This window comes from Methylobacterium sp. CB376 (assembly GCF_029714205.1).
Taxonomy (GTDB): Bacteria; Pseudomonadota; Alphaproteobacteria; order Rhizobiales; family Beijerinckiaceae; genus Methylobacterium.
Window position 1 is genome coordinate 7,174,295 of sequence record NZ_CP121648.1, and the last position, 14,353, is coordinate 7,188,647.

A 14,353-nucleotide genomic window follows, 5' to 3' on the forward strand; every position below is an offset into this window, starting at 1 on the left:
GCCGGATTCGACCGGCAAACGCCTGACAAGCGGGCGACCTTCCGCAAAGTTCCCGAGCGGCCGGCGGCGCCCGGGCGCGGCGGCGCCGGCCGGGCCGCCGCGCCCGCCGGTCGCGATCCCGCCCTTGAGCCGCGCCTCGCCCGGCCCTATGGACCATCTCCCGCAGTCACCCTCTCAGACTAAAGGCGAAGAAGGTCCCGGCATGAGCGAGTCCCGTCCCGTCACCCGCCGCGCGCGTCCGACCTTCACCGATCAGGAGGCGCTGCAGTTCCACGCCCAGGGGCGCCCGGGCAAGCTGGAGGTCGTCGCCACCAAGCCGATGGCGACGCAGCGCGACCTGTCGCTGGCCTACTCGCCCGGCGTCGCCGTGCCGGTCCTCGCCATCGCGGAGGATCCGGCGCTCGCCTTCGACTACACGGCCAAGGGCAACCTCGTGGCGGTGGTCTCGAACGGCACCGCCATCCTCGGGCTCGGCAACCGCGGGGCGCTCGCCTCGAAGCCGGTCATGGAGGGCAAGGCCGTCCTGTTCAAGCGCTTCGCCGACATCGACGCCTTCGACCTCGAGGTCGGGACCGAGGATCCCGAGGCGGTGATCAACTGCGTGCGCTACCTCGGCCCGACCTTCGGCGGCATCAACCTCGAAGACATCAAGGCCCCCGAGTGCTTCATCATCGAGGAGCGCCTGCGGGAGTTGATGGACATCCCGGTCTTCCACGACGACCAGCACGGCACCGCGATCATCGCGGCGGCGGGCGTGATCAACGCGCTGCACCTCACCGGCCGCGACATCGGCGAGGCCAAGCTCGTGGTGAACGGCGCCGGGGCGGCCGGCATCGCCTGCATCGAGCTCCTCAAGGCAATGGGCTTCTCCGACCGCAACGTGATCCTCTGCGACACCAAGGGCGTGGTCTATGCCGGCCGCACCGAGGGCATGAACCAGTGGAAGTCGGCCCACGCGGTCGAGACCAGCCGGCGCAGCCTCGCGGAGGCGATCGAGGGCGCCGACATCGTGTTCGGCCTCTCGGTCAAGGGCGCCTTCACGCCCGAGATGATCCGCGCGATGGCGGCCCAGCCGATCATCTTCGCGATGGCCAATCCCGACCCCGAGATCACGGCCGAGGAGGTGGCGCGGGTGCGCGACGATGCCATCATGGCGACCGGGCGCTCCGACTACCCCAACCAGGTCAACAACGTGCTGGGCTTCCCCTACATCTTCCGGGGTGCCCTCGACGTGCGCGCGACCACGATCAACATGGAGATGAAGATCGCGGCCGCGCAGGCGCTGGCGGCGCTCGCCCGCGAGGACGTGCCCGACGAGGTGGCGGCGGCCTATCAGGGCGCGCGGCCGCGCTTCGGGCGCGACTACATCATCCCGGTGCCCTTCGACCCGCGCCTGATCCACACGATCCCGCCGGCGGTGGCCAAGGCCGCCATGGACACCGGCGTCGCCCGCAAGCCGATCCCCTCGATGGACGCCTACCGGGCCCAGCTCTCGGCCCGGCGGGACCCGGTCGCCGGCACGCTGAACCGCATCTTCGAGCGGGTGCGCAAGTTCCCCAAGCGCGTCGTCTTCGCGGAGGGCGAGGAGGAGGTCGTCATCCGGGCGGCCATCTCCTTCGTCAACCAGGGGCTCGGCACCGCCATCCTGGTCGGGCGCGAGGAGCGGGTGCTGGCCAAGGCCGAGGCGGCCGGCATCGATCTCGCCGGGCGCGACCACATCGAGATCCACAACGCCGCGAAATCCGACCGCAACACGGTCTACGCGCAGTTCCTCTACGCGCGCATGCAGCGCAAGGGCATGCTGTTCCGCGACTGCCAGCGGCTGATCAACCAGGACCGCAACCACTTCGCGGCCTCGATGGTGGCGCTCGGCGACGCCGACGCGATGGTGACCGGCGCCACCCGCAACTACTCGGTCGCGCTCGACGACGTGCGCCACGTCATCGATCCCAAGCCCGGGCACCGGGTGATCGGCGTCTCGCTCTGCCTCGCGCGCGGGCGCATCGTGCTCGTCGCCGACACGGCGATCCACGAGATGCCCTCGGCCCAGGAGATCGCCGGGATCGCGATCGAGGCGGCCGGCGTCGCGCGCCGCCTCGGCTACGAGCCGCGGGTGGCGCTCCTGTCCTTCTCGACCTTCGGCCATCCCAAGGCCGAGCGCGCCGAGAAGGTGCAGGAGGCGGTCAAGATCCTCGACGGCATGCGGGTCGATTTCGAGTACGACGGCGAGATGGCCGCCGACGTGGCCCTGAACAGGGAGGTGCTGGCGCAGTACCCGTTCAGCCGCCTCAAGCAGCCGGCGAACGTGCTGGTGATGCCGGCCTTCCACTCCGCCTCGATCTCGACCAAGATGCTGCAGGAGCTCGGCGGCGCGCAGGTGCTCGGCCCGCTGATCGTCGGCCTCGACAAGCCGGTGCAGATCGTCTCGCTCGGCGCCACCGACACCGACCTCGTCAACATGGCGGCGCTGGCGGCCTTCAACATCGGGGGCTGAGGACGCCCCGCCGGAGGCGGCCGTTTCAGGTCGGGACGGCCGCCTCGACCCCGGACTTGCATCCCGCGCGCCGCGCGGCCATGCGGGCCGCATGCCCGCGCTCCCCGCCCTGCCGATCGACGCCGTCCTCGCCGACCTCCAGGCCGCCCTCGCCGGACGCCCGAACGCCGTGCTGGTCGCGCCGCCCGGCGCCGGCAAGACCACCCGGGTGCCCCTCGCGCTCCTCGACGCGCCCTGGCGGGGCGACGGGCGGATCATCGTGCTGGAGCCCCGCCGCCTCGCGGCCCGGGCGGCGGCCGAGCGCATGGCCGAGACCCGCGGCGAGCGGGTCGGCGACACGGTCGGCCTGCGGGTGCGGCTCGGCTCGAAGGTCTCCGCCCGCACCCGGATCGAGGTCGTCACCGAGGGCGTCTTCGCCCGCATGATCCTCGACGACCCGGAACTGACCGGGATCGCCGCGGTGCTGTTCGACGAGTTCCACGAGCGCTCCCTCGACGCCGATCTCGGCCTCGCGCTGGCCCTCGACGCGCAGGGCGGCCTGCGCGAGGACCTGCGCCTGCTCGCCATGTCGGCGACGCTCGACGGGGCCCGGGTCGCGCGCCTGATGGGCGGGGCGCCGGTGATCGCCTCGGAGGGCCGCGCCTTCCCGGTCGAGACGCGCTACCTCGACCGCGACCCGAACCGGCGCGTCGAGGAGGCGACGGCCGAGGCGATCGAGCGGGCGCTGCGGGCCGAGCCGGGCTCGGTCCTGGCCTTCCTGCCCGGCCAGGGCGAGATCCGCCGGGTCGCGGAGCTGCTCGCCCCGCGCCTCGCCGCCCATCCGGAGGTCGACCTCGCCCCGCTCTACGGGGCCCTCGACCGCGGCGAGCAGGACCGGGCCGTGCGCCCGAGCCCGCCGGGCCGGCGCAAGGTGGTGCTCGCCACCTCCATCGCCGAGACGTCGCTCACCATCGAGGGCGTGCGGGTGGTGGTGGATTCCGGGCTCGCCCGCGTGCCGGTCTACGAGCCGGATCTCGGCCTCACCCGCCTCGCGACGGTCCGGGCCTCGCGGGCCTCGGTCGACCAGCGCCGCGGCCGCGCCGGGCGCACGGAGCCGGGAATCTGCTACCGGCTCTGGGCGGAGGCGGCGACCGGGGCGCTGGAGCCCTTCACCCGGCCGGAGATCCTCTCGGCCGACCTCGCGGGCCTCGTCCTCGACTGCGCCGCCTGGGGCGTGGCCGATCCCGCCACCCTGCCCTTCCTCGACCCGCCCCCCGGCCCGGCGCTCGCGGAGGCGAAGGCGCTGCTCGCCGGGCTCGGCGCCCTCGACGCCGGGGGCCGGCTGACGCCCGAGGGGCGCCGCCTGCGCGCCCTGCCGCTGCCGCCGCGGCTCGCCCGCATGGTGGTGGCGGCGGCGGCCGAGGGACGGGCGGCGGCGCGGGAGGCGGCCGACCTCGCCGCCGTGCTGGTCGAGCGCGGCCTCGGCGGCGACGCGGTCGACCTCGCCGAGCGGGTCGAGCGCTTCCGCCGCGACCGCTCGGGCCGGGCTGAGGACATGCGCCGGCTCGCCTCCGGCTGGGCCCGCGCCGCCGGGGCGGGCCCGGCCGAGGGCGAGGCCCCGCCCCTCGGCGCGCTCCTCGCCCTCGCCTATCCGGACCGGATCGCCCGCGCCCGGGGCAGGCCCGGCGAGTTCGTGCTGGCGAACGGCCGCGGCGCCGCCCTCGACCCCGCCCTGGCGCTCGCCCGCGCGCCCTTCCTGGCGGTGGCCGAGATCGTCGGCAAGGCCGCCGCCGCGCGCATCCTGGCGGCGGCGCCGATCGGGCTCGAGGCGATCGAGGCGCGCTTCGCCGACCGGATCGAGGCGCGCGAGAGCGTCGCCTTCGACCCCGCCGCCCGCGCCCTGCGCGCCCGGGCCCAGCGGCGCCTCGGCGCGGTCACGCTCGGCGAGCGCGTCCTGCCGGTCCCGGCCGACGAGGCGAGCGCGCGGCTCCTCGCCCGCGGGATCGCCGGCCTCGGGCTCGCGGCCCTGCCCTGGTCGAGGGCGGCGGCGCAGTGGCGCGAGCGGGTCTCCTTCCTGCGCCGGGCCGAGGGCGAGCCCTGGCCCGACGTCTCCGACGCGGCGCTCGCGGCGGCGGCCGAGGACTGGCTCGCGCCGCACCTCCTCGGCCTCACCCGCCTCGACGAGATCGGGCCGGAGCGCCTCGCCGAGGCGCTGCACGCGCTCCTGCCCTGGACCCTGCGGGCGCGCCTCGACGCGGAGGCCCCGACCCACGTCGAGGTGCCGACCGGCTCGCGCCTCCCGATCGATTACGGGGCCGAGGAGCCGGTCCTGGCGGTGCGGGTGCAGGAGCTGTTCGGGCTCGCCGCACATCCGACGATCGGCGGCGGGCGGGTGCCGCTGGTGCTGCACCTGCTCTCCCCGGCCCAGCGCCCGATCCAGATCACCCGCGACCTGCCGGGCTTCTGGCGCGGCTCCTGGGCGGCGGTGCGCGCCGACATGCGCGGCCAGTACCCGCGGCATCCCTGGCCGGAAGACCCGCTCGGCGCGCCACCGACCCGGCGGGCGAAGCCCAGGGGCACCTGAGGAAGGGGCGGCCTGCAGGGCTCCCGAGGCCCGGGCGCGTCGCTCAGCCCCGCCCGGGCCAGCGCGCCTCGACCACGGCCGCCGCGGCCCGGAAGGCCGCCTCGGCGTCGAGCGCCGTCGTGTCGATCACCACCGCGTCGTCGGCGACGCGCAGGGGCGCCGCGGCCCGGTCGGCGTCGCGGGCGTCGCGGCGCACGATGTCGGCGAGCACCGCCTCGAAGGCCACCGGCTCGCCCCGCCCCCCGAGCTCCCGGTGGCGGCGATGCGCCCGCTCCTCGGGCGAGGCCGTGATGAAGAGCTTCACGGGCGCGTCCGGGCAGACCACCGTGCCGATGTCGCGCCCGTCGAGCACCGCCCCGCCCGGCGCGGCGGCGAAGCGGCGCTGCCAGTCGAGGAGCGCCGCCCGCACCGCCGGGAGCGCCGAGACCAGGGAGGCCGCCTCCCCCATGGCGCGCTCGCGCAGGCGGGCGTCGCCGAGCGACTCGGCGCGCAGCGTGCGGGCCGCCGCCTCCGCCGCCGCCTCGTCCCGCAGGTCGCGCTCCGCGTCGAGGAGCGCCAGCGCCACCGCCCGGTAGAGGAGGCCGGTGTCGAGATGCGGCAGGCCGTAATGCTGGGCGAGCCGCCGCGCGAGCGTGCCCTTGCCCGACGCCGCCGGCCCGTCGATCGCGATCACCATCCCGTCGTCCCCGCGCTCACCCGCACTCACTCGGCGAAGGCGGCGCCGAGGCCCCGCAGATCGGCCAGGAAGGCCGGATAGCTCGTCGCGATCATGGCGCCGTCGTCGACCGTCACCGGCTCCCCGGCGGCCAGCCCCATCACCAGGAACGCCATGGCGATGCGGTGGTCGAGGTGCGTCGCCACGGTGCCGCCGCCGGGGGCCGGCCGGCCGTCCCCGTGCACGATCAGGTCGTCGCCCTCGACCGCGTGGGCGACGCCGTTGGCCCTGAGGCCGTCCGCCACCGCGGCGAGGCGGTCCGATTCCTTCACCCGCAATTCGTGCAGGCCCTGCATCCGCGTCGTGCCCTCCGCGAAGGCCGCCGCCACGGCGAGGACCGGGTACTCGTCGATCATCGCGGGCGCGCGCTCGGGCGGCACCGTCACCCCGGCGAGGCGGCTCGCCCGCACCCGCAGGTCGGCCACCGTCTCGCCGCCCTCGTCGCGCTCGTTCAGCCGCGCGATGTCGGCGCCCATCTCGATCAGCGTGGTGATGAGCCCGGTCCGCAGCGGGTTCATCATCACCCCCTCGATCACCACGTCCGAGCCCGGCACGATCAGCGCCGCGACGATCGGGAAGGCGGCCGAGGACGGGTCGGCCGGCACGATCACCTCGGCCGCCCGCAGGGTCGGCTGGCCCGTGAGCGCGATGGCGCGGCCGTGGCCCGCGGGCCCGTGCGCCGCGACCGTGACCTCGGCGCCGAACAGGCGCAGCATCCGCTCGGTGTGGTCGCGGGTCGCGGCGGCCTCGATCACCGTGGTGGTGCCGGGCGCGTTGAGGCCGGCGAGCAGCACCGCCGACTTCACCTGCGCGGAGGCGACCGGCGTCGCGTAGGTGATCGGGATCGCCTCCTCCGGGCCGCGCAGCGTCAGCGGCACGCGCCCGCCCGCCTGCTCGGACAGGATCTGCGCGCCCATCTGCACCAGCGGGTCGAGGATCCGCCGCATCGGCCGCTTGCGCAGCGAGGCGTCGCCGTCGAAGGTCGCGGTGACGGGCTGGCCGCCGACGACGCCCATCATCAGCCGCGAGCCGGTGCCGGCATTGCCGAAATCGAGCACGCCCTCGGGATCCGACAGGCCGCCGATGCCGACGCCGCGCACCCGCCAGCGGCCCGGCCCGTCGCGGTCGATCCCGGCGCCGAGCGCCCGGGCGGCGGCGGCGGTGCGCAGCACGTCGTCGCCCTCCAGCAGGCCCTCGACCCGGGTCTCGCCGAGGCTGAGCAGGCCGAGGATCATCGCCCGGTGCGAGATGGACTTGTCGCCGGGCGGGCGCAGCCGCCCCCGCAGGGGCGTCCCGGCCCGGGCGGTGATCGGCGAGGGAACGGAATCGTGGGACACGGACTCTTGCCTGGTCGAGGGAGTGTCGGGAGCGGCGGGTCGTTACCACGCGGGCGCTCCCGCGTCATCCGCCGGCCGGCTCCGGGCGGACGACGCCGGGAGCGCTCCGTCGGTCGGCAGGGCCGCGCCGGCCCGCCGCCGCCCGATTTGACACGGCCAACGCCCCCGACTAACGGGCCCTTTCCCGACGATATCTCGAAGGCTTTCGAACCGTGGCCAGACCGGAACTCGGCTTGAAGCGCCAGTGCATGAGCTGCGGCGCCAAGTTCTACGACCTCAACAGGGACCCCGCCACCTGCCCGAAATGCGGCACGGTCTACCAGATCGCGGCCCTCACGACGACGCGCGTGCCGCCCCCGGCGATCGCCAGCCGCGCCGCCGACGAGGAGCCCGACGACGAGGCGGGCACGCCCGAGATGATCTCCCTCGACGAGGTCGAGGCCGCCGAGGAGGGGGCCGACGCCGTCGTGGACGACGACGCCGACGTGGGCGGTGCCGGCGGCGACGACGACACCTTCCTGGAGGAGGACGAGGAGAGCGGCGACGACGTCGCCGACCTGATCGACGGCGACATCGAGACCGACGAGGAATCGTGATCGGCTAAGTCGCGGCCGCGCCTCGCGAATCCGGCGCGGTCACGAAAACTTCGCAAGACGGCGCCGCGGGGGCTTGTCTCCGCCGCGGCGCCCTCATATACAGCCGCCACCGAACGCGACCGCCCCGACGGGCCGGTCGGGCGGCACCGCGGGCGACCCAACCGCCGCGGTCTTGAGCGTGGGGCCATAGCTCAGTTGGGAGAGCGCTTGAATGGCATTCAAGAGGTCGGCGGTTCGATTCCGCCTGGCTCCACCAGAAATCTTCCGGGATGACCGGGTCGAGCGGGGCCGCGCAGCGCGGGACCGTCGATGATGCGAGACCCGCGGTGCCCCCATGCGCCGTGGATGGAACGGGGCCATAGCTCAGTTGGGAGAGCGCTTGAATGGCATTCAAGAGGTCGGCGGTTCGATTCCGCCTGGCTCCACCACCCCCTTCGCGTCCACTTCCCCTCGTAGGATCCGCCCGCTCCGTCGCGGGCCGGGCGCCCTCGTCAGGTCTCTCGACTCCCGACCGGCGTGGCTCTGCCGCGAAGGCGGGATGACGAGGCGGGTGCCGCGACGCTCCGCCACGCGCTCCCGCTGCTGGGCTCGGCGTGGGACTCGGGCGGGGCCGCGGCCGTACCGATGAGGGTGCGGCCGCGCAACCGTCGATCCGGTCGGCGCCCCGCCGTCAGCGGCCCGTCGAGGCCGTCGCGATGTCGGCGTTCGGGTCGAGGGCCGTCGGCAGCCCGTCGCGGAAGGCCACCAGGCCGCTCGCGCCGACGTCGCGGAGGTCCGCCTCGGCGCCGGGCGCCAGCCGCGGCAGCGCCGCGAACAGCGGCATGCCCCGCGGGACGCTGTCGGAGAAGCCCACCACCGCGATCGGCGCGAGGCCGGCCGCCGCCAGGCCGTCATCCGCGGCGCGCGCCGCGCCCATCCCGGCCACCAAGAGACCCGCGATCACCAGAGATTTCGTCACCATGGCCAATCCTCCGCCGGATGCCTATCCCCAGCTTAACAACGCGCGAGGCGCGATTCGGTTCTCGGCCTGTGCTGATGCAATACTGCGCTCCCGCGCGCGACATTGCGGGTGAGGCGCGAGCCGGGCGCGCGAGGCCGGCCCGGGGCCGCCGCAGGTCCCGGTCAAAAGTACAAATTCCAAATTTTTGAACGAGATGGAAAGTTTTTTCAGTTTTCCTTCTAGTCCGGTCCGACCCATAGTCCGCCCCGACACGGAAGCGGGGCCCGCGGTCGGACGCGCCCCGCCCCGTGAACAACGAAGAACCGGATGGGAAGGCGCACCATGGAGTTCGGGTTCCGACGCTCCGCCCTCAGGGCACTCCAGAGCCAGCCCCTCCCCCGTCCGGGTCGGCGCGTCATCCGCGCCTGAGGCTTTCCCCCGCGGGCCCAACGAGGGCTCCCCAACGAGCCCGACCGGGTCTCGACCGACGACGGTCAAGGAAACTGGAGGACAACATGGCAGGATCGAGACGGCCGGGTCGCAACTTTCTCTTCGTGCCGGGTCCGACCAACGTGCCGGAGCGCGTCCAGCGCGCGATGATCGTGCCGATGGAGGACCATCGCTCGTCGTCGTTCCCGGACCTGACGCTGCCCCTGTTCGAGAACCTGAAGAAGGTGTTCAAGTCGAAGGACGGGCAGGTCTTCATCTTCCCGTCGAGCGGCACCGGCGCCTGGGAGGCCGCGCTCACCAACACCCTGTCGCCCGGCGACCGCGTGCTCGCCTCGCGCTTCGGCCAGTTCAGCACGCTCTGGATCGACCTCGCCCAGCGCGTCGGCCTCGACGTCGTCATCCAGGACGAGGAATGGGGCACCGGCGCCAATCCGGAGCGGATCGAGGAGGCCCTGCGGGCCGACCGCGAGCACCGCATCAAGGCCGTCCTCGTCGTCCACAACGAGACCGCCACCGGCGTGACCAGCGACGTCGGCGCCGTGCGCCGGGCCATCGACGCCGCCAACCACCCGGCGATGCTCTACGTGGACGGCGTGTCCTCGATCGGCAGCATCGACTTCCGCGCCACCGAGTGGGGCGTCGACTGCGCCATCACCGGCTCGCAGAAGGGCCTGATGCTGCCCGCCGGCCTCGGCATCGTCTGCGTCAGCCCCAAGGCGCTCGCCGCCTACAAGACGGCCGAGTGCCGCCGCGTCTACTTCGACTTCGGCGACATGTCGAAGGCGAACGCCACCGGCTACTTCCCCTACACGCCGGCCCTGCCCCTGCTCTACGGCCTGCGCGAGGCCATGGCCTGCCTGTTCGAGGAGGGGCTGGAGCGCGTCTTCGAGCGCCACCGCGTGCTCGCCGACGGCTGCCGCGCCGCCGTGAAGGCCTGGGGCCTGACGCTCTGCGCCAAGGAGCCCAAGTGGTACTCCGACACGGTGAGCGCCATCATGGTGCCGGACGGCGTCAACGGCGCCGACGTGATCGACGTCGCCTTCCGGCGCTACAACCTCGCGCTGGGCGCCGGCCTGTCCAAGGTCGCCGGCAAGCTCTTCCGGATCGGCCATCTCGGCGACCTCAACGACCTGATGCTGCTCGGCGCGCTGGCGGGCGCCGAGATGGCGATGCTCGACGCCGGCATCCGGATCGAGCCGGGCAGCGGCGTCGGCGCGGCCCAGAAGCACTTCCGCGAGACCATCCTGGCCAAGGACAAGCGCCCGAGCGAGGCGGGCATCTTCGACCGCAACCACTCCGACGGCGTCGTCCGGGTGTGAGGAATAAGCCGCGGGTCTGGTATGCCAGGCCCGCGGCCCCGCTCCCCCGCGCAAGGCCAGCCGGAGATTCCCGCGATGTCCCACACGATCGTCTTCCTCGACCGCGAGACGCTCGATGCCCGCGTGCGCGAATTCAGCTTCCCGCACAGCTACAAGGAATATGACGTCACTGCGCCGGACCAGATCGTCGCGCGCTTGGCCGATGCCGAGATCGCGATCGTCAACAAGGTGCCGATGCGGGCCGAGACCCTGCGCCAATTGCCCAAGCTCAAGCTGATCGCGGTCGCGGCGACCGGCACCGACATCGTCGACAAGGCCGTCGCCAAGCAGCAGGGCATCACCGTCGTCAACATCCGCAACTACGCCTTCAACACGGTGCCGGAGCACGTCGTCGCGCTGATCTTCGCGCTGCGCCGCGCCATCGTGCCTTACGCGAATTCGACCCGTCGGGGTGATTGGAACAAGTCGCGGCAGTTCTGCTACTTCGATTATCCGATCCGCGACATCGCCGGCTCGACGCTCGGCATCGTCGGCTACGGCGCGCTCGGCAAGTCGATCGCCAGGCGGGCCGAGGCCCTCGGCATGAAGGTCATCGCCACCGACGTCTTCCCGCAGGAGGGCCTGGTCGATTTCGAGACGATCCTGCGCGAGAGCGACGTCATCACGCTGCACGTGCCGCTGACGCCCGAGACCCGCAACATGATCGGGCGGGACGAGTTCGCCAAGATGAAGCGCGACGCCATCCTCATCAACACGGCCCGCGGCGGGCTGGTGGAGGAGGCGGCCCTCGCCGAGGCGCTCAGGAACGGCACGATCGCGGGGGCGGGCTTCGACGTGCTCACCACCGAGCCGCCGGTCGAGGGCAACATCCTGCTCGACCTCGACCTGCCGAACCTGATCGTCACGCCCCACGTGGCCTGGGCCAGCAAGGAGGCGATGCAGATCCTCTCCGACCAGCTCGTCGACAACATCGAGGCCTTCGTGGCGGGCAGGCCGCAGAACGTGGTCGAGTGACGCGCGGCGCGCCCCGTGGCGCGCTACAACGGGGCGGCCGGGGCGCCGGGCGCGTGGCGCGTCCGGCCGCCAGAGTAGCCGCGCGAGCGGCCAGAATCGTCAAGCCGCGCCAGCGGCCAGAGGTTGGATGATGAAGAAGCTCCTGTTCCAGTTCGACACCGACCCGATGCCGAGCGTGTTCGACACGGTGGTCGGCTATGACGGCGGCGCCGACAACATCACGGGCTACGGCGGCGTGACGCCGGAGAGCGTCGGCGCCCTCGTCGACGGCACGATCTACACCCGCGGCGGGTCGGAGAAGAAGTCGACGGCGATCTTCGTCGGCGGCGGCAGCATGGCGGCCGGCGAGGCGGTGTTCGAGGCGGTCAAGAAGCGCTTCTTCGGCCCGTTCCGGGTCTCGGCGATGCTGGACTCGAACGGCTCCAACACCACGGCGGCGGCGGGCGTCGCCCTCGTCGCCAAGGCGGCGGGCTCGCTCAGGGACAGCCGCGCGGTGGTGCTCGCCGGGACCGGCCCGGTCGGCATGCGCTCGGCGGCGCTGCTCGCCCGCGAGGGCGCCTCCGTGGTGCTGACCGGCCGCTCCCGGGCCAAGGCCGAGGAGGCCGCCCGCGCGATCGAGAAGCGCTTCGGCGTCGCCGTCGAGGCGCTGGAGACCCCGGACGCGGCCTCGCGCGCCGCCGTCGTGAAGGGCGCCCAGGTGGTGTTCTCGGCCGGGGCGATCGGCCTCGAACTCCTGCCCGAGGAGGCCTGGGCGAACGAGGCGAGCATCCGCTTCCTCGCCGATTACAACGCCCAGCCGCCGCTCGGCTTCGGCGGCATCGACGCCATGGACAAGGGCAAGGAGCGCCACGGCAAGAGGGCCTTCGGCGCGCTCGGGATCGGCGGGCTGAAGCTCAAGCTGCACCGCTCCTGCGTGGCCAAGCTGTTCGAGAGCACCGAGTCGCTGCTCGACGCCGAGCAGATCTACGCCCTGGCGAAAGAGATGGCGTGATGGCCGAGCACGAGACGATCGCCCATTTCCTCGACGGGCTGGCGAGCGAGCAGCCGACGCCCGGCGGCGGCGGGGCGGCGGCGATCTCCGGCGCCATGGGGGCGGCCCTCGTCTCCATGGTCTGCAACCTCACCATCGGCAAGAAGAAGTACGCCGAGGTGGAGGAGGAGCTGAAGGGCGTCCGCGAGAAGGCGGAGGCCCTGCGCGCCAGCCTCACCGGCATGATCGCGGACGACGTCGCCGCCTTCGACGCGGTGATGGGCGCCTACGGCCTGCCCAAGGCCACGGACGAGGAGAAGGCGGCCCGGGCCGAGGCGATCCAGGTCGCCCTGCGCCAGGCCACCGACGTGCCCCTCGCCTGCTGCCGCGCCTGCCGGCAGGTCATCGACCTCGCGGCGGTGACCGCCGAGAAGGGCAACCTCAACGTGATCAGCGACGCGGGCGTCGCGGTCCTGTCGGCCCAGGCGGGCCTGCGCAGCGCCGCCCTCAACGTCTTCGTCAACGCCAAGGCCATCACCGACCGCGACTTCGCGGAGGGGCGCCTGCGCGAACTGGACGATCTTCTCTCCGGGGCCGACGCCCTGACCGAGAAGACCTACGGCGTCGTCAAGGCGAAGCTGAGCTGAAGGGCCGCTCCCGGCCGCGGGCCGGGAGCCGCTCCCTTAGGGAAAACCGAAATCTGCTTCAACCGGGGCGCGGTCCGCTCCCGGAACGGGCGCTCGCGCCCGCACACGGACCCGAGGAGGCAACCATGGACGTCCACGAATACCAGGCCAAGGAATTGCTGGCGAGCTTCGGCGTGCCGATCCCGAAGGGCGCGGTCGCCTTCAGCCCCGACCAGGCGGTCTACGCCGCCACCGAACTCGGCGGCTGGCACTGGGCCGTGAAGGCCCAGATCCACGCGGGCGCCCGCGGCAAGGCCGGCGGCATCCGCCTGTGCAAGACCTACAACGAGGTCCGGGACGCGGCCAAGGACCTGCTCGGCAAGCGCCTCGTCACCCACCAGACCGGCCCCGAGGGCAAGCCGGTCCAGCGCGTCTACATCGAGACCGCCGATCCGTTCGAGCGCGAGCTCTATCTCGGCTTCGTCCTCGACCGGAAGGCCGAGCGCGTGCGCGTCATCGCCTCGCAGCGCGGCGGCATGGACATCGAGGAGATCGCCGCCACCGATCCCGAGGCCCTGCTCCAGGTCGTGGTCGAGCCGGCGGTCGGCCTGCAGCAATTCGAGGCCCGCGAACTCGCCTTCCAGCTCGGCCTCAACATCAAGCAGGTCGGCGGGGCGGTGAAGACCATCATGAGCGCCTACCGCGCCTTCCGCGACTGCGACGCCACCATGCTGGAGATCAACCCGCTCGTCGTCACCAAGGACGACCGGGTGCTGGCCCTCGACGCCAAGATGTCGTTCGACGACAACGCGCTGTTCCGGCGCCGCACCATCGCGGACATGTACGACCCCTCGCAGAGCGACCCGCGCGAGGCGCAGGCCGCGGAGCACAACCTCAACTACATTGGCCTCGAGGGGGAGATCGGCTGCATCGTCAACGGGGCGGGCCTCGCCATGGCGACGATGGACATGATCAAGCACGCGGGCGGCGAGCCGGCGAACTTCCTCGACGTCGGCGGCGGCGCGAGCCCCCAGCGCGTCGCCACCGCCTTCCGCCTCGTCCTCTCGGACCCGAACGTGAAGGCGATCCTGGTCAACATCTTCGCGGGCATCAACCGCTGCGACTGGATCGCCCAGGGCGTCATCCAGGCCGCCCAGGAGGTCCAGATCGGCGTCCCGCTGGTGGTCCGGCTCGCCGGCACCAACGTCGAGGCCGGCAAGGCCATCCTGGAGAAGAGCGGGCTCGACCTCATCACCGCCGACACCCTGACGGAAGCCGCCCAGAAGGCCGTGCAGGCCGTCAAGGGCACCCGCGCGGCGGCCTGACCCC

At 73.2% G+C, this 14,353-nt stretch carries 11 protein-coding genes and 2 tRNA genes; 10 read left to right on the forward strand and 3 right to left on the reverse strand.

What is annotated here, in order from left to right; all coding sequences use genetic code 11:
- The first annotated feature begins 202 nt into the window (after window positions 1-202).
- Both QA634_RS33040 and hrpB read left to right on the forward strand, forming a co-directional pair.
- Entirely contained in the window at window positions 203-2,494 is a 2,292-nt protein-coding gene (locus QA634_RS33040) for an NADP-dependent malic enzyme (protein WP_012336178.1), read from the forward strand.
- A gap of 91 nt (window positions 2,495-2,585) precedes the next feature.
- The gene (gene hrpB, locus QA634_RS33045) at window positions 2,586-5,057 is read left to right on the forward strand and encodes an ATP-dependent helicase HrpB (RefSeq protein WP_012336179.1); all 2,472 of its coding nucleotides are present in this window, start codon (window positions 2,586-2,588) and stop codon (window positions 5,055-5,057) included.
- A 43-nt stretch (window positions 5,058-5,100) separates the two neighbouring features.
- On the opposite strand, the gene cmk is transcribed toward hrpB, so the two are convergent.
- Together cmk and aroA are read right to left on the reverse strand one after the other, a co-directional pair.
- Window positions 5,101-5,733, reverse strand: coding sequence for a (d)CMP kinase (gene cmk / locus QA634_RS33050; RefSeq protein ID WP_012336180.1), 633 nt, complete (start codon window positions 5,731-5,733; stop codon window positions 5,101-5,103).
- A gap of 26 nt (window positions 5,734-5,759) precedes the next feature.
- Complete coding sequence (gene aroA / locus QA634_RS33055) at window positions 5,760-7,109, reverse strand: 3-phosphoshikimate 1-carboxyvinyltransferase (protein WP_012336181.1); 1,350 nt, start codon at window positions 7,107-7,109, stop codon at window positions 5,760-5,762.
- A 212-nt stretch (window positions 7,110-7,321) separates the two neighbouring features.
- Between aroA and QA634_RS33060 the strand changes: the two genes are divergently transcribed.
- The 3 genes from QA634_RS33060 (at window position 7,322) to QA634_RS33070 (ending at window position 8,133) form a co-directional block, all read left to right on the forward strand.
- On the forward strand, window positions 7,322-7,705 hold the full coding sequence (locus QA634_RS33060) for a TIGR02300 family protein (protein ID WP_012336182.1): 384 nt from the start codon (window positions 7,322-7,324) through the stop codon (window positions 7,703-7,705).
- 180 nt (window positions 7,706-7,885) lie between these two features.
- Window positions 7,886-7,961: transfer RNA gene (locus QA634_RS33065), tRNA-Ala, on the forward strand.
- 96 nt (window positions 7,962-8,057) lie between these two features.
- Window positions 8,058-8,133, forward strand: a tRNA-Ala gene (locus QA634_RS33070).
- 242 nt (window positions 8,134-8,375) lie between these two features.
- Here QA634_RS33070 and QA634_RS33075 read toward each other — a convergent pair.
- The gene (locus QA634_RS33075; RefSeq protein WP_012336183.1) at window positions 8,376-8,666 is read right to left on the reverse strand and encodes a hypothetical protein; all 291 of its coding nucleotides are present in this window, start codon (window positions 8,664-8,666) and stop codon (window positions 8,376-8,378) included.
- 494 nt (window positions 8,667-9,160) lie between these two features.
- Between QA634_RS33075 and QA634_RS33080 the strand changes: the two genes are divergently transcribed.
- The 5 genes from QA634_RS33080 (at window position 9,161) to QA634_RS33100 (ending at window position 14,349) form a co-directional block, all read left to right on the forward strand.
- Complete coding sequence (locus QA634_RS33080) at window positions 9,161-10,414, forward strand: aminotransferase class V-fold PLP-dependent enzyme (RefSeq protein WP_012336184.1); 1,254 nt, start codon at window positions 9,161-9,163, stop codon at window positions 10,412-10,414.
- Between the two features lie 75 nt (window positions 10,415-10,489).
- On the forward strand, window positions 10,490-11,428 hold the full coding sequence (locus QA634_RS33085; RefSeq protein ID WP_012336185.1) for a D-2-hydroxyacid dehydrogenase: 939 nt from the start codon (window positions 10,490-10,492) through the stop codon (window positions 11,426-11,428).
- A gap of 127 nt (window positions 11,429-11,555) precedes the next feature.
- A complete protein-coding gene (locus QA634_RS33090) occupies window positions 11,556-12,419 on the forward strand; it encodes an NADP-dependent methylenetetrahydromethanopterin/methylenetetrahydrofolate dehydrogenase (protein ID WP_012336186.1) in 864 nt (287 codons plus the stop codon).
- Window positions 12,419-13,045: a methenyltetrahydrofolate cyclohydrolase gene (gene fchA, locus QA634_RS33095; protein WP_012336187.1), complete on the forward strand. Its 627-nt coding sequence runs from the start codon at window positions 12,419-12,421 to the stop codon at window positions 13,043-13,045. Before QA634_RS33090 ends, fchA begins: the two co-directional genes overlap by 1 nt.
- 125 nt (window positions 13,046-13,170) lie before the next feature.
- Window positions 13,171-14,349: a malate--CoA ligase subunit beta gene (locus QA634_RS33100; RefSeq protein ID WP_012336188.1), complete on the forward strand. Its 1,179-nt coding sequence runs from the start codon at window positions 13,171-13,173 to the stop codon at window positions 14,347-14,349.
- Window positions 14,350-14,353 lie beyond the last annotated feature (4 nt).

Bases quoted from the DNA above. Each gene is read 5' to 3' on its own strand.
- QA634_RS33090 (WP_012336186.1), top strand. From the start codon at position 11,556: ATGATGAAGAAGCTCCTGTTCCAGTTCGACACCGACCCGATGCCGAGC.
- fchA (WP_012336187.1), top strand. From the start codon at position 12,419: ATGGCCGAGCACGAGACGATCGCCCATTTCCTCGACGGGCTGGCGAGC.
- QA634_RS33085 (WP_012336185.1), top strand. From the start codon at position 10,490: ATGTCCCACACGATCGTCTTCCTCGACCGCGAGACGCTCGATGCCCGC.
- QA634_RS33075 (WP_012336183.1), bottom strand. From the start codon at position 8,666: ATGGTGACGAAATCTCTGGTGATCGCGGGTCTCTTGGTGGCCGGGATG.
- QA634_RS33100 (WP_012336188.1), top strand. From the start codon at position 13,171: ATGGACGTCCACGAATACCAGGCCAAGGAATTGCTGGCGAGCTTCGGC.
- hrpB (WP_012336179.1), top strand. From the start codon at position 2,586: ATGCCCGCGCTCCCCGCCCTGCCGATCGACGCCGTCCTCGCCGACCTC.
- cmk (WP_012336180.1), bottom strand. From the start codon at position 5,733: ATGGTGATCGCGATCGACGGGCCGGCGGCGTCGGGCAAGGGCACGCTC.
- QA634_RS33040 (WP_012336178.1), top strand. From the start codon at position 203: ATGAGCGAGTCCCGTCCCGTCACCCGCCGCGCGCGTCCGACCTTCACC.
- QA634_RS33080 (WP_012336184.1), top strand. From the start codon at position 9,161: ATGGCAGGATCGAGACGGCCGGGTCGCAACTTTCTCTTCGTGCCGGGT.